Annotated in this window: 29 protein-coding genes and 1 pseudogene; 12 read left to right on the top strand and 18 right to left on the bottom strand. The window is 55.1% G+C overall.

Annotated features, from left to right (window positions below):
* Nucleotides 1–21: 21 nt before the first annotated feature.
* The 4 genes from QN399_RS06850 to QN399_RS06865 form a co-directional block, all read right to left on the bottom strand.
* A complete protein-coding gene (locus tag QN399_RS06850) occupies nt 22–942 on the bottom strand; it encodes a LysR substrate-binding domain-containing protein (RefSeq protein WP_322179427.1) in 921 nt (306 codons plus the stop codon).
* A gap of 114 nt (nt 943–1,056) precedes the next feature.
* Nucleotides 1,057–2,376 (bottom strand): OprD family porin, encoded by a 1,320-nt coding sequence (locus tag QN399_RS06855; protein ID WP_322179428.1) that lies wholly within the window; start codon nt 2,374–2,376, stop codon nt 1,057–1,059.
* A gap of 635 nt (nt 2,377–3,011) precedes the next feature.
* Nucleotides 3,012–4,052 carry an Ldh family oxidoreductase gene (locus QN399_RS06860; protein ID WP_330200744.1) on the bottom strand — a complete coding sequence of 347 codons (1,041 nt, stop codon included), beginning with the start codon at nt 4,050–4,052 and terminating at the stop codon, nt 3,012–3,014.
* 104 nt (nt 4,053–4,156) lie between these two features.
* Nucleotides 4,157–4,345 carry a hypothetical protein gene (locus QN399_RS06865; RefSeq protein WP_219060186.1) on the bottom strand — a complete coding sequence of 63 codons (189 nt, stop codon included), beginning with the start codon at nt 4,343–4,345 and terminating at the stop codon, nt 4,157–4,159.
* Between the two features lie 288 nt (nt 4,346–4,633).
* On the opposite strand from QN399_RS06865, the gene QN399_RS06870 reads away from it, so the two are divergent.
* On the top strand, nt 4,634–6,442 hold the full coding sequence (locus QN399_RS06870; protein ID WP_330200745.1) for a monovalent cation:proton antiporter-2 (CPA2) family protein: 1,809 nt from the start codon (nt 4,634–4,636) through the stop codon (nt 6,440–6,442).
* A gap of 311 nt (nt 6,443–6,753) precedes the next feature.
* On the top strand, nt 6,754–6,960 hold the full coding sequence (locus tag QN399_RS06875; RefSeq protein ID WP_322179431.1) for a hypothetical protein: 207 nt from the start codon (nt 6,754–6,756) through the stop codon (nt 6,958–6,960).
* Between the two features lie 143 nt (nt 6,961–7,103).
* Here the strand turns inward: QN399_RS06875 and glp are convergent, their stop codons facing one another.
* Together glp and moaB are read right to left on the bottom strand one after the other, a co-directional pair.
* Nucleotides 7,104–8,318, bottom strand: coding sequence for a gephyrin-like molybdotransferase Glp (gene glp / locus QN399_RS06880; protein ID WP_322179432.1), 1,215 nt, complete (start codon nt 8,316–8,318; stop codon nt 7,104–7,106).
* Between the two features lie 6 nt (nt 8,319–8,324).
* Nucleotides 8,325–8,864 carry a molybdenum cofactor biosynthesis protein B gene (gene moaB, locus QN399_RS06885; protein WP_322179433.1) on the bottom strand — a complete coding sequence of 180 codons (540 nt, stop codon included), beginning with the start codon at nt 8,862–8,864 and terminating at the stop codon, nt 8,325–8,327.
* A gap of 175 nt (nt 8,865–9,039) precedes the next feature.
* Here moaB and QN399_RS06890 point away from each other — a divergent pair, with 175 nt between their 5' ends.
* The gene (locus QN399_RS06890; RefSeq protein WP_322179434.1) at nt 9,040–9,264 is read left to right on the top strand and encodes a YgdI/YgdR family lipoprotein; all 225 of its coding nucleotides are present in this window, start codon (nt 9,040–9,042) and stop codon (nt 9,262–9,264) included.
* Nucleotides 9,265–9,356: 92 nt separating this feature from the next.
* Here the strand turns inward: QN399_RS06890 and QN399_RS06895 are convergent, their stop codons facing one another.
* Entirely contained in the window at nt 9,357–10,247 is an 891-nt protein-coding gene (locus tag QN399_RS06895) for a pseudouridine synthase (RefSeq protein ID WP_322179435.1), read from the bottom strand.
* 417 nt (nt 10,248–10,664) lie between these two features.
* Between QN399_RS06895 and QN399_RS06900 the strand changes: the two genes are divergently transcribed.
* The 3 genes from QN399_RS06900 (at nt 10,665) to QN399_RS06910 (ending at nt 12,713) form a co-directional block, all read left to right on the top strand.
* Nucleotides 10,665–11,297 carry a c-type cytochrome gene (locus QN399_RS06900; protein ID WP_322215979.1) on the top strand — a complete coding sequence of 211 codons (633 nt, stop codon included), beginning with the start codon at nt 10,665–10,667 and terminating at the stop codon, nt 11,295–11,297.
* 10 nt (nt 11,298–11,307) lie between these two features.
* Nucleotides 11,308–12,225, top strand: a complete 918-nt coding sequence (locus QN399_RS06905; protein WP_330200746.1) for a c-type cytochrome — start codon at nt 11,308–11,310, stop codon at nt 12,223–12,225.
* Nucleotides 12,226–12,392: 167 nt separating this feature from the next.
* The gene (locus QN399_RS06910) at nt 12,393–12,713 is read left to right on the top strand and encodes a hypothetical protein (RefSeq protein WP_322179438.1); all 321 of its coding nucleotides are present in this window, start codon (nt 12,393–12,395) and stop codon (nt 12,711–12,713) included.
* Nucleotides 12,714–12,944: 231 nt separating this feature from the next.
* Here the strand turns inward: QN399_RS06910 and QN399_RS06915 are convergent, their stop codons facing one another.
* The 8 genes from QN399_RS06915 to QN399_RS06950 all read right to left on the bottom strand — a co-directional run bounded on the left by QN399_RS06915 (nt 12,945) and on the right by QN399_RS06950 (nt 18,777).
* Nucleotides 12,945–13,325: a rhodanese-like domain-containing protein gene (locus tag QN399_RS06915; RefSeq protein WP_322182706.1), complete on the bottom strand. Its 381-nt coding sequence runs from the start codon at nt 13,323–13,325 to the stop codon at nt 12,945–12,947.
* A gap of 211 nt (nt 13,326–13,536) precedes the next feature.
* Nucleotides 13,537–13,977, bottom strand: coding sequence for a group II truncated hemoglobin (locus QN399_RS06920; RefSeq protein WP_322215973.1), 441 nt, complete (start codon nt 13,975–13,977; stop codon nt 13,537–13,539).
* Nucleotides 13,978–13,988: 11 nt separating this feature from the next.
* Nucleotides 13,989–14,276, bottom strand: coding sequence for a cyd operon YbgE family protein (locus QN399_RS06925; protein ID WP_322179440.1), 288 nt, complete (start codon nt 14,274–14,276; stop codon nt 13,989–13,991).
* Nucleotides 14,273–14,395, bottom strand: coding sequence for a cytochrome bd-I oxidase subunit CydX (gene cydX / locus QN399_RS06930; RefSeq protein ID WP_322179441.1), 123 nt, complete (start codon nt 14,393–14,395; stop codon nt 14,273–14,275). The genes QN399_RS06925 and cydX overlap by 4 nt, the downstream gene beginning before the upstream one ends.
* Before the next feature lie 22 nt (nt 14,396–14,417).
* The gene (cydB, locus tag QN399_RS06935) at nt 14,418–15,554 is read right to left on the bottom strand and encodes a cytochrome d ubiquinol oxidase subunit II (RefSeq protein WP_322215970.1); all 1,137 of its coding nucleotides are present in this window, start codon (nt 15,552–15,554) and stop codon (nt 14,418–14,420) included.
* A complete protein-coding gene (locus QN399_RS06940; protein WP_322179443.1) occupies nt 15,547–17,118 on the bottom strand; it encodes a cytochrome ubiquinol oxidase subunit I in 1,572 nt (523 codons plus the stop codon). The genes cydB and QN399_RS06940 overlap by 8 nt, the downstream gene beginning before the upstream one ends.
* On the bottom strand, nt 17,115–17,315 hold the full coding sequence (gene cydP / locus QN399_RS06945) for a cytochrome oxidase putative small subunit CydP (RefSeq protein WP_330200753.1): 201 nt from the start codon (nt 17,313–17,315) through the stop codon (nt 17,115–17,117). The genes QN399_RS06940 and cydP overlap by 4 nt, the downstream gene beginning before the upstream one ends.
* A 142-nt stretch (nt 17,316–17,457) precedes the next feature.
* Nucleotides 17,458–18,777: a sigma 54-interacting transcriptional regulator gene (locus QN399_RS06950; RefSeq protein WP_330200747.1), complete on the bottom strand. Its 1,320-nt coding sequence runs from the start codon at nt 18,775–18,777 to the stop codon at nt 17,458–17,460.
* Nucleotides 18,778–19,015: 238 nt separating this feature from the next.
* On the opposite strand from QN399_RS06950, the gene QN399_RS06955 reads away from it, so the two are divergent.
* A complete protein-coding gene (locus QN399_RS06955; RefSeq protein ID WP_330200748.1) occupies nt 19,016–19,894 on the top strand; it encodes an MBL fold metallo-hydrolase in 879 nt (292 codons plus the stop codon).
* A 139-nt stretch (nt 19,895–20,033) separates the two neighbouring features.
* A complete protein-coding gene (locus QN399_RS06960; RefSeq protein WP_322179446.1) occupies nt 20,034–20,834 on the top strand; it encodes a sulfite exporter TauE/SafE family protein in 801 nt (266 codons plus the stop codon).
* 72 nt (nt 20,835–20,906) lie between these two features.
* On the opposite strand, the gene QN399_RS06965 is transcribed toward QN399_RS06960, so the two are convergent.
* Nucleotides 20,907–21,404 carry a hotdog domain-containing protein gene (locus QN399_RS06965; RefSeq protein WP_322179447.1) on the bottom strand — a complete coding sequence of 166 codons (498 nt, stop codon included), beginning with the start codon at nt 21,402–21,404 and terminating at the stop codon, nt 20,907–20,909.
* 285 nt (nt 21,405–21,689) lie between these two features.
* Between QN399_RS06965 and QN399_RS06970 the strand changes: the two genes are divergently transcribed.
* The 4 genes from QN399_RS06970 (at nt 21,690) to QN399_RS06985 (ending at nt 23,858) form a co-directional block, all read left to right on the top strand.
* Nucleotides 21,690–22,016 (top strand): metalloregulator ArsR/SmtB family transcription factor, encoded by a 327-nt coding sequence (locus tag QN399_RS06970; protein ID WP_330200749.1) that lies wholly within the window; start codon nt 21,690–21,692, stop codon nt 22,014–22,016.
* Between the two features lie 525 nt (nt 22,017–22,541).
* Complete coding sequence (locus QN399_RS06975) at nt 22,542–22,976, top strand: YeeE/YedE family protein (protein ID WP_322179449.1); 435 nt, start codon at nt 22,542–22,544, stop codon at nt 22,974–22,976.
* A gap of 2 nt (nt 22,977–22,978) precedes the next feature.
* On the top strand, nt 22,979–23,398 hold the full coding sequence (locus QN399_RS06980) for a DUF6691 family protein (RefSeq protein WP_322179450.1): 420 nt from the start codon (nt 22,979–22,981) through the stop codon (nt 23,396–23,398).
* 19 nt (nt 23,399–23,417) lie between these two features.
* Nucleotides 23,418–23,858 carry an OsmC family protein gene (locus QN399_RS06985; RefSeq protein ID WP_322179451.1) on the top strand — a complete coding sequence of 147 codons (441 nt, stop codon included), beginning with the start codon at nt 23,418–23,420 and terminating at the stop codon, nt 23,856–23,858.
* A 37-nt stretch (nt 23,859–23,895) separates the two neighbouring features.
* Here the strand turns inward: QN399_RS06985 and QN399_RS06990 are convergent, their stop codons facing one another.
* Nucleotides 23,896–24,132 (bottom strand): glutaredoxin family protein, encoded by a 237-nt coding sequence (locus QN399_RS06990; protein WP_322179452.1) that lies wholly within the window; start codon nt 24,130–24,132, stop codon nt 23,896–23,898.
* 90 nt (nt 24,133–24,222) lie between these two features.
* Nucleotides 24,223–24,402: pseudogene (locus QN399_RS06995) on the bottom strand (ammonium transporter); the annotation flags it as partial.
* Between the last annotated feature and the right edge of the window lie 18 nt (nt 24,403–24,420).

Raw genomic sequence — 24,420 nt, forward strand, 5'->3', positions numbered from 1 at the left:
GCAGTGCATTCACCCCTGGAGCTACTGGTCATACCCATGCCGGGCGAGCCCCCGCGCCGCCTCGGCAAAACACTCGCTCACCCAATCGACGAACACCCTAACTCGCGGGGACATGTGGCGGTTGTGCGGATACAGGACCGACACGGGCATCGGTGGCGGCGGGCATTGAGGCAACACTTCACGCAACACATCTTCGGATAGTTGCTGAGCAACCCGATAGCGCGGCACCTGAATGATGCCAATGCCGGCAACCGCCGACGCGGCGTAGATTTCAGCGCCAAACACCGCGACGCGACCCTCGAGCAGGACCTCCTGGCATTGCCCATCCACCATAAACTCGAAGGGGTAAGGTTTGCCGGTGGTTCTGGAGACATAGTTCACGCCCGTGTGAGTCGCAAGGTCCCTCACCTGTTTCGGCACCCCGTATTTGCGCAGGTACGCCGGGCTTGCACAGGTCACCTGCTCCAGCATCGCGATACGACGGCCGACCAACGATGAATCGCTGAGGTTGCCGGCCCGCACCACGCAATCCACGCCCTCCTGAACCAGGTCCACCAATCGATCAGCTTCGCTCAGGGTCAGTTGAATATCAGGATAACGCGCCATGAAGTCCGGCAAGGCTGGCACCACGAAGTACCTGGCCAACGTGCCGTGCAGGTTGATCCGCAGCATGCCTTTGGGCGCGACGCTGCGGAACGCATGTTCGGCATCTTCCAGTTCCGCCAGTAAATGGATGCATCGCGCGTAGTAGGCCTCACCGTCAAGGGTAGGTTTGACCCTGCGCGTGCTGCGCTCCAGCAAGCGCGTGCCGAGCCAGGCTTCCAGTTGGTTGAGGCTGTGAGTCAGCGTCGCACGCGGCAGGGTCAAGTCTTCAGCAGCCAACGTGAAGCTGCTGCGCTCATAGATACGCACGAAAATTTTCATCGCCTTGACCTGATCCATCACGGCCCTCGTCAATTGTTGGCGTTTTTTGAACAGTCCTGCGAATTTAGCATGAGCCCGCCTTGTCCTGTCGAAGTGGCTGGGCAAGGCGGCGTCGAAGCCGAAGACAATGCCTTATATAAGAGGAATGCTGTAGCTGACGATAAAGCGGTTTTCGTCTTTGTCGGCCACATCGTTGCCTCGAAGCACCGCACTGCGCCACGTAAAACCCAGCCCCTTGAGGCTACCTTGAGGGATCACATAGTCGATACGGAAGTCATGCTCCCATTCGCTATTCTGCTTGTTGAGCGCTTGAATATGCTGACCATTCCAGTAGGTATAACTTGTCTTTAAACCCGGTAAGCCGAGGGTTGAAAAGTCGTAGGCATACGCGGCCATTGTCGTGTCTTCGCCTGCATTGACGAAGCGCAGAACCTGCGAATTGGTGATCAAGTAAGGAGAGCGACCCTGGTCCTGGTTAATATGAGGGAAGTCACTACGCCCGCTCGTTTGCTGATAGCCAACACTGATGGAGTGGCCTTGCAGGCTATACGTGAACAGGCTGCTCCATAGACGGTTATCTACTTCGCCCTTGCCAATACCTTGACCATAATAGCCCGCACTGACATAACCTTGATCACGGCCCGAAGCGCTGGCATTTTCACCGCCTGAGGTGCTATAGAAATAACGCAAGTCTGTTTTCAGCTGACCGACGGGCAGTTGCCACTGGTGAACCAACCCAAGAAAGTGCTGCTGATAAAAATCTTTCAAGCCGCCATAGTAGTATTGCAGTTGCAATTGCGGAGTGGCTTGATAATCAACCCCACCGTAATAGAACTGATTACTGAATTTCCCGGTGTCCGGGTTGTTTGCGCCCGCAATCGACATCCCCTGGGTATTTGAGGAGTTACGATCAGCCACCTGTTTTATATCACCCACGATAAAGTTTAAATGCTCAAACTCTTTTGATTCTACTTGCCACCCCTCAAAGGTTTCCGGCAATAAGCGCCCGTCGTTGTACGTCAAAACAGGCAGTTTCGGGAGCAACGTGCCGACCTTTAGCTGAGTCTGGGAAACACGAAACTTAGCGGTGGCCCCCAGCCGGCCATAATCATTAACCGCTTCTCCGTTGCTGTCCAAAGGAAATACACTTCCCGGGGTGTGATCCTCTTCCTTCTTACCCACGCGCCCTGCGGCGTCTAACCGCAGGCCATACAAGCCCAGCACATCCAAACCAACCCCTATCGGTCCCTGAGTGAAACCTGACTGGTAATTAAGAATGAAGCCCTGGCCCCACTCACGGTCAGAAGGTGCCTTTGCATTACGCGTGTCTTGGTTGAAGTAAAAGTTACGCAGGTCAAGTGAGGCTTTGCTGTCCTCAATGAAACCAGCGGCATGCGCTTGCTGTGCGACACCAAGGGCCATGACCAGCGTGAGGTAAGTTTTATTGCGCATCGTTGTCTCCGATCGGCAGTGCTAATTCAGGGCTAACGGCCGTCCTAGAGCGGTTGCGGCGTTGAGTGGCGGCAATTTAAAGGATTTTATTTATTCTTTATAAGAATGAATTATTATTTTTTTATCTGCTTTTGGAATATATAAATCCCTAAATCGTTAACCTTTCCATGAGGATGTCTGCACGAACTCATTCCTCGCGGACGCTTGGCAGCGCCACACCATGGTTCCTGACAACAAGGGTAATCGTCACGCCCATTGGGGCTGCGCCCCTTTATAACCGGGGTTTCGAGGGGTCAGATCGGGGATTGAACAACGCTGATCGCTACGCGTTAACGGGGCGTATTTGTCGTGAAGTGGCCCGCTAGATACTGGCTCTAAATGAGGGCATTACAGACTTTAGAAAAAAAGAGTTGCTCTTCATATCTACGTGTCAAGACTACAAAAGTTACAGCCATTCAAGATGACACCAACGGTCGCTGATACCTCTTCCTCTGCGGTAACCATCATCCTGCAGGCCTGCAACTAGAGCCGGACTTTATTCGGTGCCCATTACAGACTCGCCTGATAATGGACTCGCGCGGTGTATCTGACGCGAGCCTCTACAAGCAAGCCTGCCGCAGGTTTAGGGTTTAACCCTACACGCCAGCCAACTCTCGCAATCGCGCCAGTTCAGCCACGGGAATATCGATGCCATGGGCCAGCGCCTTGGCGCGCTGCAGGTAGCGGCGGTCACCGGGCATGCGCTCCTGACCGACGTCATGCATCCGCCGGACCAGTTCCTCACTGCGCTCGGCAAAGTTCTGCCCGGAACCCTTGTTCGGATCAATGACGATAAACAACTGACCCGTCCAGGGGGTCTGTGCACCGGGATGCTTTGACCAGTCGAACTCGAACGAAAAATTACCGCCCGTGAGCCCCGCGGCGAGCAATTCGACCATCATCGACAAGGCTGAGCCCTTATAGCCACCAAAGGGCAGCAACGCACCACCATCAAGGATCGCCTTGGGATCCTCGGTCGGCAGCCCGGCGCGGTCCACACCCATGCCCGGCGGCAACATCGCGCCCTTGCGAGCAGCGATCTGCACGTCACCGTTGGCAATAGCACTGGTGGCCAGATCGAACACAATCGGGTCACCACCCGCCCTGGGTGCGGCAAATGCAATTGGATTGGTGCCGAAAAGCGGTCGCTGTGCACCATGGGGCACCACGCACGTCATGCTGTTGACCACGCTCAACGCCACCAGCCCCTCACGAGCGAACGGCTCGACATCGGGCCACAGCGCCGCGAAATGGTGCGAGCTGCGAATCGCCAGAATGGCAATCCCCGCGCTCTTGGCTTTCTCTACCAGCAACGGTCTGGCAACCGCCAATGCCGGTTGAGCGAAGCCGTTAGCCGCATCGACCCGAATAAATGCCGCGCCGACATCCTCGACTTTTGGCACTGCTTTGCCGTCGACCCAGCCGCTGGCCAGGGACGAAAGGTAACCGGGAATTCTGAAAATTCCGTGACTATGGGAACCGTCACGCTCAGCGCTGGCACAGTTTTCAGCCAACACACTTGCCACTTCCGGCGAGGTGCCGTTGCGCAGGAAGACCTGACGCAGCAACTCGACCAACTCAGGAAAAGAAATGTTTTGCGTCTCGACGTGGGCCGCGGTATCGCTGGATGCAGACATTTTAAGCTCCGGTATATTTTTTTTGAGGGAGGTAATGGCGTTCTTCATTGATCCCGCACGCTTGCTCAAGCAGGGATTGAGCAAGCCTGAGCGTCACCTTGTCATCAGGGCTTGACCTTGCGCCGCATGAACCCGTTGATGATCACCACCAACACCGCGACCGAGATGGCAATGTACTGAAAGGTCTTCTCGGTGATCACGCCGATGTTCTGCAAGTGTGACAAGCCCAACATGATCCCAAGCACCACCAGGGCGATCAGAATCGAATACGTCAAACGCTGTTTGTTAGTCATTACGGCTTCCTGAATACCTGTAGAAATCATTTGCTCTGCGCAACTCCGGGCCCATGGTACCGCTGATGACTCGCAGACGGCAGCCTGGCATACAAATCCCCGGTACTGGCCGCCGGGTTACCCGATAGAGGCTTCGACACTGATCCTGTGACCCTGATCAGAACAAAATGAACGCCAATGAGATAAACATCACATGTTTTAATGCCGCCCTATTCAAGACGGTTGCCGCCAAGCTTCCGCTCTCGCGCTTTAGCAGTGATCGAACAGCGATACATCAAGGAGTTCACTATGCCCAACGAAGGCAATCTACTGCAGGCCGCAGTCGTATTTCTGCTGGCCGCAGTATTGACCGTACCCTTGGCCAAGCGCCTGCAACTAGGCGCAGTGCTCGGGTATCTGTTTGCCGGGGTGATCATCGGCCCTTCAGTGCTGGGCCTGATCGGCAACCCGCAAAGTGTCAGCCATATTTCCGAATTGGGCGTGGTGCTGCTGTTGTTCATCATCGGCCTCGAGTTGTCGCCGCGACGTTTGTGGGTGATGCGCAAGGCCGTGTTTGGTGTTGGGCTTGCCCAAGTACTGCTCACCGGGGTGGCTATCGGCAGCGTCGCCCTGCTCGCCTTCGATCAGTCGTTTAACAGTGCGGTTGTGTTGGGGCTGGGTTTAGCACTGTCGTCCACCGCCTTCGGCCTGCAAAGTCTGGCCGAGCGCAAGGAGCTTAACAGTCCACACGGACGGCTGGCCTTCGCCGTATTGTTGTTCCAGGACATCGCCGCGATCCCATTGATTGCCATGGTGCCGTTTCTAGCGGGGGTGGATCATAACGCCAGCACCTCAGACCACCTGACTCATGGTCTACGGGTGGTGGGCAGCATCGCTATTGTGGTGATCGGCGGGCGCTATCTGCTGCGCCCGGTATTTCGGATCGTAGCCAAGACCGGTCTACAGGAAGTCTCGACCGCGACTGCATTGTTGGTGGTGATCGGCACAGCCTGGCTGATGGACCTGGCGGGGCTATCGATGGCCATGGGGGCGTTTCTGGCAGGCCTGCTATTGGCTGACTCCGAATATCGCCACGAACTGGAATCACAAATCGAGCCCTTCAAAGGATTGCTGCTTGGGCTGTTTTTTATCAGCGTCGGCATGGGTACCAATATTGGCCTGCTGGCCAGCGCACCGCTGACCGTGCTGGGGCTGACAGTGCTGCTGATTCTAATCAAACTGCCCTTGCTGTTTAGCATCGGCCGTCTGGTCGGCGGCCTGGACCAGCACAGCGCCTTGCGCTTGGGCGTCGTGCTGGCAGCGGGTGGTGAATTTGCCTTCGTGGTGTTCAAGATCGGCCGCGACCAAGGGCTGTTCGAAGCGCGGCTGTACGACATTCTGGTGCTGACCATCACCCTGTCCATGGCCATGACGCCGCTGCTGTTACTCCTGATTTCGCGACTGCTCAAACCCAAAGTCACGCCGCAGATCGTGCCGGACGAGTACCGCGATATCGCCAGCGATTCGCCCAGGGTGGTCATCGCGGGTATGGGCCGTATGGGGCAAATCGTTGCGCGGATTCTGCGGGCACAAAAAATCTCCTTCGTGGCATTGGATAACGCCGTGGAGTCCATTGAGTTTTCCCGCAGCTCCGGCCATCTGCCGGTGTTCTACGGCAATCCACTACGCCCGGAAATTTTGCGTGCGGCCAAGGTTGATCAGGCAGAGTTTTTCATCATCGCCACTGATGACCCGGACACCAACATCAAGACTGCCGAGTTGGTGCGCAAGCTTTATCCGCACATAAAAATCATCGCACGGGCACGCAACCGTCAACATGTGCACCGGCTGATGGACGTAGGTGCTCAGGCGGTACGTGAAACGTTCTACTCCAGCCTGGAGATGAGCAGGCGTACGTTGGTGGGGCTGGGTCTGAGCCAGGCTCAGGCCGATGCCCGGGTCAGTCGTTTCAAGCGTCACGATGAACAAGTGCTGAATGCCCAACATTTGGTGTATGACGATGACGCCAAAGTCCTGCAAACCGCCCGAGAAGCGAGAACGGAACTGGAGCAATTGTTTGAAGCCGACCGTCTGGAGGAAGAGTCCGCCAAAGACTGACAATATTCAGGCGCTCAACTCAGCTAATCAAACCTGGAACACACCCCATCGAACAAGCCTGAAGGAGCCTTCTCTTCGGACTTGCTCGATTGTTAGACAAACCCATCTATATTCAGGATAGTTTCAGCGGCCATATATAAACTTCCTACATAAAATTTAAAACTGTAGAAATACCCTACACGATTTTCCGCAACATTCACCCCGCCAAGCTATTTACCCCGACACCCGAAACTGTAAAAATTCGTTTGCAGCATTGCGCCTGGCAACTAACAAATACCACCTCCACTGAATAACTATAAGAGCTGATCTATATGAACCCGAACACTGCGACTGCTATCGACCTGTCGCTACCTGTCGCTGCCCCCCACACAACCAAGGCTTTTGGCCTGGAAAACCTCATGGCCCTGCGGGACGCGCTGATTGTTCTGAAAGGACCATTGGGCAATATTCCAGCCTTGCGCACCCGCATTCAGGACAGCGTATTTAATCACGCGGCGCAAGACCGCCTATTACGATAACGAACGCCTGAATCAACGCCGTCCAAATAACGGCCCCGGCTCGATCACCGGGCGGCCATAAGCCACGCTGACCAAAACGATTGGATCGACGTTGAGATGTAAGCGCCAGGTTTATAACCGCACCCACCACATGAGTCCGGTCGCTAGCCCAGCACCTCACTTAAAGGAATGAAGTTCAGCCAGTCACCTTCGGCGACCGTGGTCCCTTCGCGCACTTCAATCAGGCCTTCGGCCCACGCTGCGCTGCGCAGGACGCCCGAGCTCTGGTTGCTGTAGAGCACGGCGCGGCCTTGTTCGAATCGCCCGCGCAGATATTCGCGGCGGTCCCCGGCCTTGTTCCAGGTGAAACCGGCAGGCACCGGAAACTGCAGCGGCGCGACATCGGCGACACCCTGACGGCGCAACAGATAGGGCCGGGCGAGTAATGCGAAGGTCACCAGAGTCGAGGCTGGATTGCCCGGTAAACCAATCACCGGCACACCACGAAAATGGCCAAACGTCAGCGGCTTCCCAGGCTTGATGGCCAGCTTCCACAATGACAACTCGCCGTCCTCGCGCAGGGCATGTCCGAGAAAATCTGCCTCGCCCACCGATACACCACCGGTGGAAAGAATTAAATCGACGTGCCCCAGAGCGCCCAACGCGTTACGGGTTTTTTCCAGATCGTCTGGCAAAATCCCGGCGTCGTACACCTCGCAGCCCAACCGCTGTAACCAACTGCACAGCAACACCCGATTGCTGTTGTAAATCTGCCCAGGGCCCAGCGGTTGGCCCGGCTCGATCAACTCATCGCCGGTGGACAACACAGCAACACGCACGCGCCGCACGACATTAAGCCCGGCCAGGCCCAACGATGCTGTCAGGCCCAGTTCAATGGGCCCCATACGCGTACCGACGGCCAATACTTGCTCGCCAATCGTTGTTTCCTGGCCCTGGGGACGAATGTTTTGCCCGACTCTCATCGGCTCAATGAAGCGCACCCGCTGATCGACGAGTACCTCGGCGTTTTCCTGCATTTCTACGCAATCGGCGCCCGCCGGCACGGGCGCGCCGGTGAAGATCCGGGCACAGGTTCCAGGCGTCAATGGTTCGGGGGCTTGCCCGGCAAATATGCGCTGACTGACCTCCATTGGCTCACCCTTCCAGTCCGCCAGACACAAGGCGTAACCGTCCATGGCGCTATTGGGCCAAGGCGGCAGATCCAGGGTTGCAATCAACTCCTCGGCCAGAACCCGACCTTGCGCATCGGCCAGTACGACCCGCTCACGCTCAAGGATCGGCGTCGCCTCGGCCATCTCCAACAAGCGCGCCAGCGCCACTTCTACAGGCATCAACGATCGCGCTTTAGTGCGGCTCATATCAGTTTATCCGCGGGTTTCGCAGGGCTCGGCCTGCTTGAGGTGGGCGACGAAGTTACACGGACGGTGACGTGAATCCAGCTGTTCGGCAAGAATACCGTCCCAACCGGTACGACAGGCATTGGTCGAACCCGGCAGGCAGCAGACCAATGTGCCGTTGGCCATACCCGCCAGCGCGCGGGACTGCACGGTAGAGGTACCAATATCCGCCACGGAAATCTGCCGGAACAGCTCACCAAACCCATCGACCTGCTTGTCCAGCAAGCAGATCACCGCTTCAGGTGTACTGTCGCGACCGGTAAAACCTGTGCCGCCAGTGATCAGTACAACCTGCACGTCATCGTCGGCAATCCAAGTGGCAACCTGAGCACGGATTTTGTACAGATCGTCCTTGAGCAGCACGCGCTCGATCAGGCTATGACCTGCGGCGGTCAAGCGGTCAACGAAGACTTGCCCAGACGTATCGGTTTCAAAGGTACGGGTGTCGCTGACGGTCAATACGGCAATATTCAATGGCACGAAAGGTGTTTCAGCCTTCGCTTTCATAGGCTCGATCCAAAGAGAGGGGGAACAGCCTGTTGTTATATCACAGCCCCCTTTTCACTCACCCTTCGTTGATCTGAGTCAGCGATTGCGACAAGCCACTACTGTCCATGGAACTTGCGGATGATGTATACGTCTCAACCTCAATAATCAAAGCATTCCCTGACGGAGACACACCATGACTCAACGGACCTTACCCGCCGCCTTCCTGCTGGCTCTGAGCCTCGCAAGTCTCGCCGGCTGTGCTTCGCCCACAGTCATCACTCTCAACGACGGGCGCGAAATCCAGGCTGTTGATACGCCCAAGTATGATGAAGAATCGGGTTTCTACGAATTCAAACAGCTTGATGGCAAAGAAACTCGCGTCAACAAAGACCAGGTGAGTACGGTTAAGGATCTCTGATCCTTCACAACATCGCTTGCGATTTTGTTCAAAAGCCCGCCCTGCGCGGGGTTTTTGTATGCGGAGCACATTCATCCATCGCGAGAAACAACCTACCAGTCGAGCGCCAGTTGCGTCTCGAATTGCCTGTCTTCCCCGGACAGCGGGTCAATGAAACGCAGACTCTGAGCTAACAGCTTCAGCGGCTGAGTATAGTCATCCACCGCATCTTTGAGCACGTCGGGATAAAACGGATCATTGCAGATCGCCGCGCCCAGAGCCGCCATGTGCACCCTTAACTGGTGTTTTTTGCCCGTCACGGGGTACAAGCCGTACCGCCAATATTCGCCATTGCGTTCACTGACTTCGATGCGCGTTTCTGTGTTGCTGATACCTGGCCCTTCCTGCATCCGAAAGAAGGGTTCGCCCGCGACCAGCCGGCTTTTATGCACACGAGGGAATTGCACTTCGGGCAACGCACGGGCAATGGCCTCATAGCGCTTGTCGATCTGACGCGTAGGAAACAGCGACTGATACGCCGAACGACTCTCCTTGTTTGCCGAGAACAACACCAAGCCTGCCGTGTGCCGGTCAATTCGGTGCAGTGGTACCAGGTCCGGATTATCCAGACGACGGATCAAGCGTCGGAGCAAGGTCTGCTCGACGTACTCACCGGCAGGAGTGACCGGTAAAAAATGCGGTTTGTCCGCCACCACCAGATGCTCGTCCGCATACAGGATCGTCTCTAGCACCGGTATCGGCGTTTCGTTCGGAACCTCGCGAAAGTAGTGGACACGCAAGCCTTCCCGGTAAGGCAACTCGACAGCTATGGCCACACCCTCCGCATCCAGAACCCGTCCCCTGGCTATTCGGTCCAGCCATTGCTCCCGGCTAATGGCGGAAAAATGCGCGCACAGACAATCGAGAACCGTTGCCCATGGCCCTGCTGGCAGGTACAGGGTGCTTGCTTGGCTCTGCGCGGGAGAAAAAACGGGCTCGGACATGGGTAGGCTCAAATCTCGGAACGCCTTGACTGGCTGGCTGCGCATTATCGCGCAAGGGCTGGGCAGAACCTAATGGCACCCGCTCATCCCGGCGCGTGGTGTAACAGCGGCTGCGCACTTCGCTGCCCATGCCCCCATTTAGGCGTGACGGACACCCTGGCTAACCGTAGGTGATGCATGCCTGCCACCGCGGTGAGGGGCCATCGAGAACGCCTAAACCGCGATGCTTTCTAGGCTCTCTGACTGTCTACGAACTCAAAAATGCGCACCGGCCCTTGGAATATTGGGTGAATGCCGGGGCTGCGAACAATTCGCTGTTGATACAGGGACCAAGGGATTATTTCTGCTCTACTCGCTACGATGGATGGGCACGGAAAAGAGGCACCTGATGAAAAGCCAATAATAATGAGGCTACTGATGGAAATTTCTCGATGGGCATTAGTTGGTCTGGGCAGCATGCTCGTTAGCCCAGGGTTTGCTGCGGACGCGCAAGAAATATTTACCCGAGGTGGCTCTCACCCTGGAGTCATCGCCTGTTCAGCCTGCCATGGCGCAGACGGCCTTGGGATGCCTGCGCCAGGTTTCCCAAGGCTAGCGGGCCTACCTGCTGAATATTTGGCAAAGCAGATTTCGGATTTCAGCTCTGGATCCAGGGCAAATGCCATCATGTATCCAATTGCCAAAGCATTGAGCCATGACGAATCAAAAGTCATCGCCGCCATGCTAGCCAAAATGCCAAGCCCGGAGGTTACACACGTAAATCGCGCGCACACAGCACAAGGATCTGGCGAGGTCCTTGCCTTGAGAGGCGCTTGGGACAGAAATATCCCTGAGTGCGTGGCTTGTCATGGTCCCAGTGGCGTCGGGGTAGGAGGCCTCGTCCCTCCGCTATCAGGCCAGTCAACGCAGTACCTGACCTCACAACTCAATGCCTGGCGACAGGGTACCCGAAACAATGATCCGAATGACCTCATGGGCCATATCGCTCGCTCATTGACCGATGACGAGGTTGAAGCAGTGTCAAAATATTTTGCTGAACTCAGTAAATAGAGGCCGGATCATGAAGTTAACAATTACAGCATTTATCAGCCTCAGCATAATGTCGTCAACTTACGCAGCAGAAACGGTGGTCTCGACTTCTGAGGCCAACATCCTCGACGGCACTCAAAAATCAGCACCGTCCTTTGTGCCCCCAGCCGAGGATACTCTGCCCGATAATGCTTACGGTCGCTTGGTGCTGCAAGGCCATGCGATATTTGTCGACACTAAAGCGAATGCGCCTGAGTTCGTCGGTAACGGATTGAACTGTACAAATTGCCATCTTGAGCAGGGTCGAAAAGCCAACTCGGCGCCCCTTTGGGCGGCTTACACGATGTACCCGGCTTATCGAAAAAAGAACGACAAGGTCAATACGTATGCTGAGCGTCTACAAGGGTGCTTTCAGTTCAGCATGAATGGTAAACCGCCTCCATCTGACAACGCGGTGATAGCAGCGTTGACGGCATACTCATATTGGCTGGCGACTGGAGCGCCCACCGGCAAAGAGCTACCGGGACGCTCCTATCCCGAGATTCCCCAGCCCACTGGAGGTTTCGATTTAGCTAAGGGCAAAACAATTTATGTTGAGCAATGCGCCCTATGTCACGGCGATGAAGGCCAAGGACAGAAGGCTAGCTCGGACTACGTACTCCCGCCATTATGGGGCAAGGACTCGTTCAACTGGGGAGCTGGGATGCATCGAATCAATACTGCTGCCGGCTTCATCAAAGCGAATATGCCTCTGGGCAAGGGTGGAACACTTTCCACAGAGGAGGCTTGGCATGTTGCAGCCTATATGAATAGTCACGAGCGCCCCCAAGACCCAAGGTTCATCGACGGTTCGATCGAGCAAACGAGGGTGAAATTTCATGCCAATGATGGGGTTAATCTTTATGGCCAGAAAGTAGATGGCGTCTTGATAGGTCAGGGGACAAAGTAGTTTCCAACCCGATCGCCATTTAGATTTCGATGCTCACCCCTGCTTTGGGCGCATGGCCCCATACAGCTTTCTATTGAAAAATGTCATGCAGCACTCACTATATCCCGTTGACGCCTCTGAAAAGAGGCGTTATCCACCACATTAATCGACCTTGAAGGCCTTGAATAATGGATCTCAGCGAAATCGATAACCTTCATGTTGTGCTGCATGCTCCGACTCCCGATGCTTTGGCACGCGCCCGCAACAATGCAGTGAACCTATTGAAAGATGCTCCTCAGGCAAACGTCAGGATCATAGTCAATTCAAAGGCTGTTGCGGCGACCCTTGATGATCCAAATAGTGAAACGGACGCGATAACCTGGGTATGTCCAAACACGCTGAAAAATCTTGATCGTTGCGTGTCGGCGCCACTGAGAGTGTTGGCGCAAGGTGCCGTTTCTGAGCTTGTCAAAATGCAATCAGAAGGTTGGTTCTATATTCGGGCATAACGTTACTTACCGCTGCCGCTTTTTTAACGTCTACCAGTTAGTACTGGGCAGGTCCTGCTACCCAGCCAGTTCGATGGACCAATGTCTGGCAGCACCGCGATAAATACAGCGTTTTGTCGCCACGCCTACCCGCTGAGGGCATTGCGCCCTTCCCCATCAATGGACGATCCACCTTAGAGCCAGACGTGCTGCACACAGAATCTTACTGGATCGTCCATAGAACCCAAGGTGCTACTCGAAGATGGGTAAATGTGGACCCACGATCGGCTTTTCTGCACTAACCCAGGCGTCGAATCCACCTGTGATTGATTTGACATGCAGGTAGCCCATGTCATGCAGCGATGCGGCGGCGAGCGCTGCACGACCGCTCGTTTTGCAGTACAGCACAATCTTAAGGTCCCGCGAACTGAGCTTGGAATCGTTGGTCAGTTTGAACTCCAGCATGCCGCGCGACGCGTGTATCGCGCCAGCGAGATGGCCGGCAGCATACTCGTCAGCTTCACGCACATCGATAAGTACATCCGCATCCTGGATAGCCTGATCAACGTCTTCGATGGCCACTTCTTCGATACGTGCTTTAGCGTCGGCTACCAGATCATGGGCAGTTTTAATCATGATGTTTTGGAAGACTCCAGTTGGGAGAAGTCAATGTTTTCTTGCTTAGCATAACCATATTGGATAACCCTCTACGCACGGGACTGCACGGGAGGGTTATTCAATCTGTTACAAGCAAGACGCCTAAAGAATTACAACGACTTGGTCGAGTGGTACCCATCCATTGTATCGAAACCTTCGGAGGCGCGGATTTCGGCACGCCGGATGTTCAGCCCGACACCGCAACACCTGTACTGCTCACATCGGTGTTAATCATGTGGTCGGCCATTTCTGAAAACATACGTTGCAGCTTCGCATTCAGGGCTGAGTCATCCACCTGCTCGTTGATCGCCTGGCGCATGCACAGCATCCATTCGTCGCGCTCGACAATACTGACCGCAAAGGGCGCGTGTCGCATACGCAAACGCGGGTGACCACGCTCCTGTTGAAATAGTGGCGGGCCGCCAAGCCAGCCACTCAGGAACTTAAATAGACTGTCCGCGCTGCCGGTGAGACTCGGCGGGTGCATCCCGCGCACTCTTCGTGCCTCGGATAGCACCTCCATCAGTTCGTAAAACCGGTCGACCAGTGCATGGATACCCGCCTCACCCCCTAACTGGAGATAAGCACTGGCATTGTTCTTGTGCTGGGCGCTCAATAGTTCAGTCATGTCATCAGCACTCAATGTAGGAACTTCATCCAACTGGCGAGCGCAAGCGCCGCAAGACAGGTCCAGCCTGAAAACAGCCAACGCCAGACGGGCATGCGCGGAACAAAACCCACACCTTTCACAAAGGCAACGCTCATGGCTGCGAACAGCGCGGTAGCGAGAGCATGGTCAGCTTTCCCATCGGGGGCTGCTATCAGTGGGGGATATAGCGTGCAAGCGAGCATGATCGCCACAGCGATAACCAAACTCAGCAAATGTATGCGTGAGGTCGGCGAGGCGTTAGCGACGCGGGCCATCATGACTCTGCCTCGTCACTGTCGATCATGGCTCGGCCAGCTTCGTTCTCGCCCCACATCGCATTCAATATAGCCAGCAACAATGCAAAGCCGACCCCCAGCATCCAGGCGAAATACCACATAATTTTTACTCCTTTGCTGGCACTAGTAGGCTGAATGGTCGTTGGCTTTGATATGCGCGATGGTCACCTTGCCCCGCATGACGCGGTACGCCCATGAGGTATAAAGAACAATCAGCGGCATGAAGATCAGCGCGGCCCAGAACATGATGGCAAGGCTAAGATGGCTTGAAACGCTGTCCCAAACTGTCAGGCTCGCAGCCGGCATTGACGACGACGGCATAATGAACGGAAACATCGATACACCCGCAGTGCCTATGACACTGACAACAGCAAGCGATGACGCCACAAATGCTGAGAGTGTACGGCGCGCCATCAGCAACATGGCCGCGCCCGCCGCGCCCGCCAATCCCATCGCAGGCAACAGCCACAGCAAAGGGTAACGGCTGTAATTAGCCATCCAGGCACCTGCTTCGCGCACTACAGACTTGCCGAGGATGTCGGGTAGTCCAGCAGTGTCAATCACCGACGTAATGCGATAGCCATCAATCGATTGCAGCCAGATCCCGGCGATTACGAACGAGCACACCAACACGATTGCCGCCCCAACCGAGCCCGTGATGGCTCTGGACTGGATGACACCTTCAGTGCGGTGTGCCAGATAGCTTCCGCCCTGCAGAGTGATCATTGCGCTGCTGACGACGCCCGTCAGTAGTGCGAAGGGATTTAGCAACTGCCAGAAGCTGCCTGTGTAGGTTGACACCAGATAGTCATTGAACTGGAACGGTACGCCTTGCAGCAAGTTGCCGAACGCGATCCCGAACACCAGTGGAGGTACTGTCCCCCCCACAAAAAGTCCCCAATCCCAAGTGCTGCGCCAGGTTGGATTGTGGATCTTGCTGCGATAATCGAAGCCCACCGGGCGGAAGAACAACGCCCAGAGAACCAGGATCATCGCCCAGTAGAATCCGCTGAACGCCGTCGCATAGACCACAGGCCATGCTGCGAACAATGCGCCGCCAGCGGTGATGAACCAGACCTGATTCCCATCCCAATGAGGACCGACGGTGTTTATAACGACGCGCCGCTCCATATCATTGCGGCCAACGAAAGGCAGCAAGGTGCCGACCCCCATATCGTGGCCGTCCATGATTGCGAAACCGATTAGCAGTACGCCGACCAGCGCCCACCAGATAATTTTCAGGGTGAAATAATCAAGCATGGTGGCTTTCCTTCAAATTAGCGTCGTAGGCATAACGGCCAGTTCCGAGACTGCCTGGACCTTGACGTGCGAACTTGACCATCAAGAACATCTCAACCACCAACAGCGCGGTGTAGAAGACGATGAATCCTGCTAGCGAGCCGTACAGGTTGTTGACGCCGAGCGTGGATACGCTCATGTGGGTTGGCAGCACACCATAGATAGTCCAGGGCTGACGGCCGTATTCGGCCACGAACCAGCCAAGTTCGCAGGAGATCCAAGGCGCAGGCAGCATGCAGAGAGCCAAACGCAATAACCAGCGGCGTCGTGTGCAAGTCGACTTCAATGTGCTCCAGAACGCCAGCCCAAAGAGCAGCAGCATCGCAAAGCCGAGACTTACCATGATCCGAAATGCCCAAAACATAGGTGTCACACGTGGCACGGTATCGTTGACGGCTTTATCTATGATGGCCGGTGTGGCCTGATTGACATCCTCGACATACTTTTTAAGCAGCAGGCCGAAACCGAGGTCTGCCTTATATTCTTCGAACACCTGTAGCGCAGCGGGATCACCGCGATGCTTGCGCAACGTTTCCAGCGCATTGACTGCGGTAATGCCGCGCAGGATACGGGCCCGGTTTTTCTCCTTGATCTCATGGATACCAGGAATTTGCTTGCTGACTGACCGGGTGCCGATCAGGCCCATCAGCCACGGCACTTCAACTTCCCAGTTATTCTTCGATTCGGCTTCGTTGATGCTGGCCACCAATGTCAGGCCGGCGGGTGCAGGTTTCGTTTCCCACATGGCCTCCATGGCTGCCATTTTGGTCTGCTGGGCCTCGCCCACCGTGTAGCCAGACTCGTCACCCAAGACGATGACACTCAGCACTGACGCCAAGCCAAAGGCTGCCGCAACCCGAAAGCTTCGCTTTGCAAACTCGACATCTCGATTCTTGAGCAAATACCAACTCGAAATCGACAGCACAAACATCGAACCGGTGACGTAACCGGCCGAGACGGTGTGCACAAACTTGGCCTGTGCTACTGGATTGAAAACCACAGCCCAGAAGTCGACCATTTCCATGCGCATGGTGAGATAGCTGAATTCAGAACCCACCGGATTTTGCATCCAGCCATTGGCAATCAGGATCCACAGCGCTGAAAGGTTGGTACCAATGGCCATCAGCAGCGTGACCAGAAAATGGTGCTCCTTTTTTAATCGGTCCCAACCGAAGAAGAACAGGCCAATCATTGTTGATTCGAGGAAGAACGCCATCATGCCCTCGATCGCCAGTGGGGCACCGAAGATGTCGCCGACGTAATGCGAGTAATACGCCCAGTTGGTACCGAACTGAAACTCGAGTGTGATACCCGTGGTCACGCCCAGGGCGAAGTTGATACCGAACAGCTTGCCCCAGAAACGCGTCATATCTTTCCAGATGACATTACCCGTCATCACATAGACGCTTTCCATAATGACCAGCAGCCACACCATGCCAACGGTGAGAGGTACAAAGAGAAAGTGGTACAGCGCGGTGGCTGCAAACTGCAGCCGTGACAAATCCACCAGATGTTCTGAAATCACTTGCTTGCCCCTTGAGTCGAGGTAGGTACGCCGAACCTGTCGCCGATGGTGTTCGAGTCGACGCTAACGCGCGAATCTCGGATGAACAGCCACCAAAGCACTGTCAGCACCATCAGCTTGATTAGCACTGCTATTAGCAGATGGCGCCGCAATCGTTTGTCGGAATTGGTCATGACTATGCAGTTAGCACACGCCATGCCAAGAGGGGAAATGTGATTTTTATTGTTTAATAACAAGCACTTAAATATTTAAGCACGAAGACGGCAGATGCCTTGACTGGTAAATATGCTGCCAATCTGCCATGGCGGCAGTGATTGGCAGTCATAGGCTGACATGTGGTCAGGCGAGTCCTTGTTCTTTCAGTCGTCTATACAAAGTACGTTCGCTAATGCCCATGTGCTTGGCCAGTTCGCTGCGGGTACCTTTGAACGTGGCCAGTACGTGTACCAGCGCGCCGCCCTCGAAAGGAGACTGGATAGAGACCTGAGGAGATATCGACGCTGGCGCTGTAGGCAAATGTACGCAGCGGATTACACCGTCGTCGGCGAACAGACTGGCTCTCTCCAGAACATTGCGTAACTCGCGGACATTGCCCGGCCAGGCAAACCGCTGCAATTGCGTCAAGGCATCGACCTCTATAGTCAGCCTGCGCTTGCCGGGGACTACCCGTTGCAGAATTGAATTGGCAAGCAAGCCAATGTCTTCGATCCGGTGGCGCAATGGCGGCAACTGAATCGGAAAAGCACTGATGCGGTAGTACAGGTCCTGCCGGAACTCACCCTTTTCCATCATTTTTTCGAGTGGCTTGTGGGTCGCCGCAATCAACCTGAAATTCGCGTGCAAGGTCTCGACGCTGCCGACACGGCGATAAGTGCCTGACTCGATCAGGCGCAGCAGTTTCACCTGCATCGCCAGCGGAACGTCGCCTATCTCATCGAGAAACAACGAGCCGCCCTGCGCCGTCTCGACTAAGCCCGGCTTGCGCGTGGTGGCACCGGTGAACGCTCCCTTTTCATGCCCGAACAGCTCGCTCTCGAATAGCGTTTCGGTCAGCCCCGAGCAATCGACTACCACAAATGGCCCAGCGGCCCGCTCGCTGGTTTCATGTACCGCGCGGGCGAACAGCTCCTTACCTGTGCCGGACTCTCCCAGCAACAGTACCGGCAACATTGAGGGGGCCACCCGCTGCAACTCCGACAGGGCAAGGTTGAAGGCAGGCGATGAGCCGACCAGCCCCTCGTTACTGGGCCGCGCTGATGCGCTGCGAACCAGCTTGAGGCGTTCCACATAAGCGGTGATGACACCCTTTGCGTCTAGAATCGGGCGTAATTCGACTTCGACATGCTCAGGACCGCGCGGTGTGTGGTGGATATGCAAAACCCGGTCTGGAGCGCGCAGCTCCTGGGCTTTTTTCATCGGGCAATGCTCGCCAGCCTGATCACAAGGGACATCGTAATGGTGTGAAATCTGATAGCACTTGTGGCCGATAAAAGGCTTGTCGACACTGCCGAACTGACGCTGGTACGCGGTGTTGGCAGCCAGGATGTTGTATTCGGGATCGAGCACGATCATAGGGTCTGCTTCGTGCTCAAGAAACGAGACAAGTGATTGCACTTGGTCCCGGTGTGGGCCGTTTGGAGGGGGCAGGCTGCTGGTCATCATGGCTCCTGAGAATTCGCCCATACTGTTGTGGCACTGCCACCTATGTCAACAAACACTGCCAATGGCAGTTCCTTCTTGCTTTTGAATACGAAACCAGCCCATCAAAAAAAATATATAACCTAATAAAATCAATTAGATAAATTTATTTTAAGCAGTAATTTTAGTTGGCAGCTTTATTGCAGCTGTCAGCCCTTGGTGCGAGCGACTCGAATAAGAGCCCCTAAGGAGACAGATCATGACCGCAAAACTTCAGGTTGAAGGATTCTTCGATCCTGCTACCAGCACCGTCAGCTATCTTGTGCTGGATCTAACCACCCGCCACTGCGCCTTGGTAGACAGCGTGCTTGATTACGATCCTAAATCAGGCCACACCGCCACGATGTCTGCCGACAAGTTAATTGCGAGAGTGGCCGAACTCAATGCGAAGGTCGACTGGATCCTCGAGACCCATGTTCATGCGGACCACCTGACGGCAGCGCCGTACCTGAAGGAAAAACTCGGCGGCAAGATAGGTATCGGCAGCCAGATAGCGACTGTGCAGGAGGTCTTCGGAGCTTTGTTCAACACAGGTAGCGACATGGCCCGTGACGGTAGTCAGTTCGATCACCTGTTCACGAATGACGAGTCGTTCGCCATTGGCACGCTGCAATGCCGAACACTGCATACGCCAGGCCACACGCCGGCTTGCATGACGTATGTGGTCAGCGATGGTGAGGAAACGGCAGCATTCGTCGGCGATACCCTGTTCATGCCCGACTACGGTACCGCACGTTGTGACTTCCCCGGCGGTGATGCGCGCACGATATTTCAGTCAATTAACAAGGTGCTGAGTCTGCCGGCCAATACCTTGCTGTACATGTGTCACGACTATCAACCTGGTGGTCGTGAAGTGCAATTCATCAGCACCGTTGCTGACCAGCGCGCGCACAACGTTCATGTCCGTAACGGCATCAGTGAGGAGGCGTTTGTAGCGATGCGCACCAAGCGTGATGCATCAATGGAAATGCCGACGCTAATCCTGCCATCGGTTCAGGTAAACATGCGGGCTGGACATTTTCCTGAGCCCGAAGCAAACGGCACACGCTATCTGAAAATACCGCTCAACGTCGCCTGACGTCGCCCGCAAAAATACCCATAACAACAATATTTTTAACGGAGACACCTATGTACATTCGCCACCTCGTACAAGGACTGTCGGTATCGGAGCAGATTGTGCCCCATCAGTTGGCAGAACTGAAAGCAAGGAGACTGAAATGCTTATAGTCTTGCTGCTCGGATTTACTGTTGGTGTCATTCTTGCTCTCACTGGCGCAGGCGGTGGAATACTTGCCGTTCCATTACTCGTTTTTGGCGTTGGATTGAGCATGGCCGAAGCCGGGCCTATCGGTTTGCTCGCTGTTGGATTGGCGGCAACCTTGGGTGCTGTGATGGGGCTAAAAAACGGCACCGTACGTTATAAAGCGGCGCTCTTGATCGCTGGAGCGGGGATCGTGTGCTCCCCATTTGGCCTTTGGCTGGCACAACGCACACCTAACCGCCCGCTGACGATCGTCTTTGCTTTTGTGCTGATGTACGTTGCATTTCGAGTGTTTCAACGATCATTGCCTGCTTCCGTCGAGTCAAAGACAGACGTCAAGAACAAGCCACCGCCCTGCCTATTGGACGCGAGCCGAGGCAAGCTAAACTGGACGGCTCCTTGTGCCTGGGCGCTCACAGTTTCTGGCATTGTCGCGGGTGGACTTTCTGGCTTGCTGGGTGTCGGCGGCGGCTTTGTCATGGTGCCGGCGCTCCAGAGATATACCGATTTGACAGCACAGTCAGTCCTGGCAACGTCTCTAGCCGTTATTGCACTGGTTTCAATCTCCGGAGTTGCCGCAAGCGCGGCGGCTGGACACTTGCAATGGGCAATTGCTTTTCCGTTTTCCATTGGCGCATTAGTAGGCATGATCAGCGGACGTCTGGTCGCCGCCAAGCTGTCGGGGCCTCATTTACAAAGAGGGTTTGCCATTGTGTCCGGCGTGGTTGCAGTCGCCTTGTTTGTAAAAGCTATTTAGCTGATCGAGTAGGTGACGGATTGCAAATCCGCCACCTACTCACACCGCACCTACGGCTTCTCGTACGGCGACTCAGATTACCGCTTGTGCTTCGGCCCTTAGTTTCTCAGTGCTGACCCTGACAAAGACAGAGTCGCCGATTACCGTCAAAACATCACCTGCCCAAACCTCGCAAATAATCCGTGACTTGCGCCCTACCTCTCCTTCAACCCACGCCTTCAAGGTGAGCTCGACACCCATCGGTGTAGGCTTACGGTAGGTGAGGTTCAACTGCCCAGTCACGCAATCAATGCGAGGTAATGTTCCAGGCTCCCGCCCTTCCGCACGATAGTGATAGGCCATCGCAGTCCAGTTCGAGTGGCAGTCTACTAACATTGCAATGAAACCACCGTAAACCAACTCTGGCCAGCCAGTAAATTCAGGGGCCGGAGTGTGTTTGCACACAACATGAACTCCGTCGGCATCCCAGTGGCTTTTTATGTGGAGACCGCTTGGGTGTGCGCTTCCGCACCCGAAACAGATGCCTTCCGGGGCCGCTTGATCTTGCAATGGAAGAACGTGGATAGTCATCGATTGTCCTTTTTTGATTTGCTATCGGATTGCCGAAGTTTAACTAACTGCTAGCGTATGAACATGAAGGATTGCAGCCTCTCAACCCATTTAAAAATATATAGACGAACCGCCATAGCCTAACTTATCCGCTCAGGCAACTATTGAGCATTTGCACCTTCGGCTCGGAGTATTGCTCTCTGATTCAGGTGCAGGAGCGGCCGTCCCCACAGTGCCTGATGATTAACAAATTGCACGACAATATACAACAATATATAGTGTATACGCATTAACTGAGAAGGCACAATGAACGCTCATATACCTGAACTAGACATCCAGCAACTGCGCGCCAATGCCGATGCTGCCAGCCAGCTTCTAAAGGCCTTGGCCAATCAGGATCGCTTGATGCTGCTATGCCAATTATCCCAAGGTGAGCGCAATGTCAGCGATCTGGAGTCACTGCTAGGGATACAGCAACCGACTCTTTCACAACAGCTGGCGGTGCTTCGCCGCGAAGGACTGGTGAAGACCCGTCGTGACGGAAAGCAGGTGTTCTATCGCATCAGTAGTCCCGCTGCACTGGCAGTCATCAATACTCTGTATCAACAATTTTGTGCCGAAAAAGCCTCCTGATAGCTCACCTTCACTCCGCGGTCATCCCGTGCGCCGCGCGGACACCCTGACAGTATCGAAAGGTGGTTAAGACGCTCAAACCTGTTGAGATCCCGAACGGTTACAGCGTCAACGCTGGTCCGGGGATCAATATCACCACCGCGATTCTGGGAGCGTTACTCATAGCCTATCTGGCCATTATGTGAGCAAAGCGCTGGTCTCCCTTCGTCGGACGGAACATTGCCCGTTGGTTGATTATGTCCCGGCGAGGCCTGCCAACTCTGCTTTATGCGCTTATCGCTCCTGCTTCGTCCGCTGATCCTCTCCAAAGCAATAACAGCACTTGCCAAGTACTATATAAAAAAATATATTGTTTTTGTCTTAATTGAGCGCTTTTATCATGATCGCCTTTGAAGCCCCCTAACACCCGTGGAACGACAGGTCTAGACGCTTTGCCATGGCAAGCAGACCGATTAAACATCAGCAGTCCGGCAGCGCCTGCCGCCACGCAGACTTTTACCCACTATTCCGTGCAGGAAACGCGACATGAGCATTGACTGGTTTAACTTCACTCCCTGGTCGGCACTGGCAGGAGGAGCACTGATTGGGCTGGCGGCCAGCTTCTTTGTTCTCGCCAATGGCCGTATTGCCGGAATAAGCGGATTGCTCGGTAGCGTACTCCAGTGGGGCAGTGATGGCTGGGGCGAGAAGGCGATGTTTCTTCTGGGCTTGCTGCTGGCACCCCTGCTGTGGGGGCTGTTTGCCGCCTTGCCGGTAATCCAGTTTCAGACAGGCTGGTTCGGGCTGGTGTTAGCCGGCCTGCTAGTAGGCGTCGGCACACGTTACGGCTCCGGCTGCACCAGTGGTCACGGCGTGTGCGGCATCTCGCGCCTATCCCCTCGCTCCATCATGGCAACGTTGTGTTTTATGGCGGCAGGCTTTACCACGGTGTACGTAGCTCGTCATGTGTTGGGGGCTTGAATATGATCAAGTTGACTGCTTTTTTCTCTGGACTGATCTTCGGACTTGGCGTGCTGCTGGCAGGCATGGCAAACCCCGCCAAGGTGTTAGGTTTTCTCGACTTGGCCGGTGCCTGGGATCCCTCTCTAGGGCTTGTCATGACCGGCGCTATCGCAGTTGCGATCCTGCCACTGAACTGGGCCCGCAAACAGAAGCAGTCCCTGCTGGGTGCACCCATGCAGATACCGGTCAAACGTGAACTGGATTCCCGACTGATTGGAGGTAGCCTGTTGTTCGGGGTCGGCTGGGGCATCGCTGGTATTTGCCCCGGGCCCGCGGTGGCGATTTTGCTCACTGGGCACTGGCAAATCATCGTATTCATGGGGGCCATGCTGGCCGGTATTTTATTGTTCTCAGCGCTAGAAAACCGCCGAACGAATTGAGCAAAGGAGCAACACGGACATGACCCTGAAAACTATTAGCGCCCACGGCACCCTCGGCTCAGGCTTTGCAATCGACGTGACGTGCGGTGAACACCGCGTCATCATGGATCAGCCCAAGCACGCGGCCGGACAAGATACCGGGCCTACGCCACTTGAATTGATTCTCGCCGCGGTTGCTGGATGCTTTGGCACGATTGGCCGCTTTCTCGCGCATCAGCGCAAAATTGAACTGCGCGGTATGCGCTTTGAAATTCAAGCTGATTATGACCCTGCGGGATTACTCGGACGGGATCTTTCTGTTCGACCGGGATTTCAGGCATTGCGAATACTGGTAGACATTGACGCGGATCTAAGCACTGAGGAAAAACTGGCGTTTTTGCACGAGGTTGAACGTCGCTGCCCGCTGGCTGACAACTTGACCCATGGAACTCAGTTACATAGCCAGTTGGTGATGTCTTGAGCGAAATATTTTTGATCGGGTATTTTTGTCGTGCGCATCACTGAAGGAACACCACCACTTGCTCTGCATCGAACGGCCAGTCCAGCTCGGCGCCAGTGTCCACGCGCCGCAGCACGGGAATGCGCAGACCGTAATCGTCCACCAGCGCAGCGCTCTCTCCAATATCGACCAGTTCGACCAGCAAACCATGCTCGACCAATGGCAGCAGTTCGGCTTCGGCGACTTCACACAGATGACACCCAAGGGTGCCTAGCAATTGGCATTCAGGAGGCATGAAGACACCTTCAGCATGGCGTGTAGAGAATTGAGAGTGGTAGCATTTTAGGCCGACGCGGATAACCGCGTCGAGCCCGAATCCGCAGCCTCAGTCCTGACTGACTGAACCGATTTTGTGGATCGACAGGTCGGCGCCGTAGTACTCCTGCTCCTGAGTCAATCGCAAGCCAATGATCATTTTGAGTGTGCCGTATACCAGGAACCCGCCAAGCAGGGCCACAACCACACCCAGCCCGGAGCCGATCAATTGGCTGATGAGGCTGACCCCTGTAACTTATACACATCT

The organism is Pseudomonas sp. 10C3 (assembly GCF_036346185.1).
In the GTDB taxonomy this organism is placed as follows: Bacteria; Pseudomonadota; Gammaproteobacteria; order Pseudomonadales; family Pseudomonadaceae; genus Aquipseudomonas.

Bases quoted from the DNA above. Each gene is read 5' to 3' on its own strand.
- QN399_RS06965 (WP_322179447.1), bottom strand. From the start codon at position 21,404: ATGACTATCCACGTTCTTCCATTGCAAGATCAAGCGGCCCCGGAAGGC.
- QN399_RS06855 (WP_322179428.1), bottom strand. From the start codon at position 2,376: ATGCGCAATAAAACTTACCTCACGCTGGTCATGGCCCTTGGTGTCGCA.
- QN399_RS06860 (WP_330200744.1), bottom strand. From the start codon at position 4,052: ATGTCTGCATCCAGCGATACCGCGGCCCACGTCGAGACGCAAAACATT.
- QN399_RS06955 (WP_330200748.1), top strand. From the start codon at position 19,016: ATGACCGCAAAACTTCAGGTTGAAGGATTCTTCGATCCTGCTACCAGC.
- QN399_RS06865 (WP_219060186.1), bottom strand. From the start codon at position 4,345: ATGACTAACAAACAGCGTTTGACGTATTCGATTCTGATCGCCCTGGTG.
- QN399_RS06895 (WP_322179435.1), bottom strand. From the start codon at position 10,247: ATGTCCGAGCCCGTTTTTTCTCCCGCGCAGAGCCAAGCAAGCACCCTG.
- QN399_RS06980 (WP_322179450.1), top strand. From the start codon at position 22,979: ATGATCAAGTTGACTGCTTTTTTCTCTGGACTGATCTTCGGACTTGGC.
- cydX (WP_322179441.1), bottom strand. From the start codon at position 14,395: ATGTGGTATTTCGCCTGGATGCTGGGGGTCGGCTTTGCATTGTTGCTG.
- QN399_RS06960 (WP_322179446.1), top strand. From the start codon at position 20,034: ATGCTTATAGTCTTGCTGCTCGGATTTACTGTTGGTGTCATTCTTGCT.
- glp (WP_322179432.1), bottom strand. From the start codon at position 8,318: ATGAGCCGCACTAAAGCGCGATCGTTGATGCCTGTAGAAGTGGCGCTG.
- QN399_RS06905 (WP_330200746.1), top strand. From the start codon at position 11,308: ATGAAGTTAACAATTACAGCATTTATCAGCCTCAGCATAATGTCGTCA.
- QN399_RS06975 (WP_322179449.1), top strand. From the start codon at position 22,542: ATGAGCATTGACTGGTTTAACTTCACTCCCTGGTCGGCACTGGCAGGA.
- QN399_RS06900 (WP_322215979.1), top strand. From the start codon at position 10,665: ATGGAAATTTCTCGATGGGCATTAGTTGGTCTGGGCAGCATGCTCGTT.
- QN399_RS06870 (WP_330200745.1), top strand. From the start codon at position 4,634: ATGCCCAACGAAGGCAATCTACTGCAGGCCGCAGTCGTATTTCTGCTG.
- QN399_RS06950 (WP_330200747.1), bottom strand. From the start codon at position 18,777: ATGACCAGCAGCCTGCCCCCTCCAAACGGCCCACACCGGGACCAAGTG.
- QN399_RS06890 (WP_322179434.1), top strand. From the start codon at position 9,040: ATGACTCAACGGACCTTACCCGCCGCCTTCCTGCTGGCTCTGAGCCTC.
- cydP (WP_330200753.1), bottom strand. From the start codon at position 17,315: ATGGCGTGTGCTAACTGCATAGTCATGACCAATTCCGACAAACGATTG.
- QN399_RS06970 (WP_330200749.1), top strand. From the start codon at position 21,690: ATGAACGCTCATATACCTGAACTAGACATCCAGCAACTGCGCGCCAAT.
- QN399_RS06990 (WP_322179452.1), bottom strand. From the start codon at position 24,132: ATGCCTCCTGAATGCCAATTGCTAGGCACCCTTGGGTGTCATCTGTGT.
- moaB (WP_322179433.1), bottom strand. From the start codon at position 8,864: ATGAAAGCGAAGGCTGAAACACCTTTCGTGCCATTGAATATTGCCGTA.
- QN399_RS06985 (WP_322179451.1), top strand. From the start codon at position 23,418: ATGACCCTGAAAACTATTAGCGCCCACGGCACCCTCGGCTCAGGCTTT.
- QN399_RS06925 (WP_322179440.1), bottom strand. From the start codon at position 14,276: ATGATGGCCCGCGTCGCTAACGCCTCGCCGACCTCACGCATACATTTG.
- QN399_RS06875 (WP_322179431.1), top strand. From the start codon at position 6,754: ATGAACCCGAACACTGCGACTGCTATCGACCTGTCGCTACCTGTCGCT.
- QN399_RS06850 (WP_322179427.1), bottom strand. From the start codon at position 942: ATGGATCAGGTCAAGGCGATGAAAATTTTCGTGCGTATCTATGAGCGC.
- QN399_RS06910 (WP_322179438.1), top strand. From the start codon at position 12,393: ATGGATCTCAGCGAAATCGATAACCTTCATGTTGTGCTGCATGCTCCG.
- QN399_RS06920 (WP_322215973.1), bottom strand. From the start codon at position 13,977: ATGACTGAACTATTGAGCGCCCAGCACAAGAACAATGCCAGTGCTTAT.
- cydB (WP_322215970.1), bottom strand. From the start codon at position 15,554: ATGCTTGATTATTTCACCCTGAAAATTATCTGGTGGGCGCTGGTCGGC.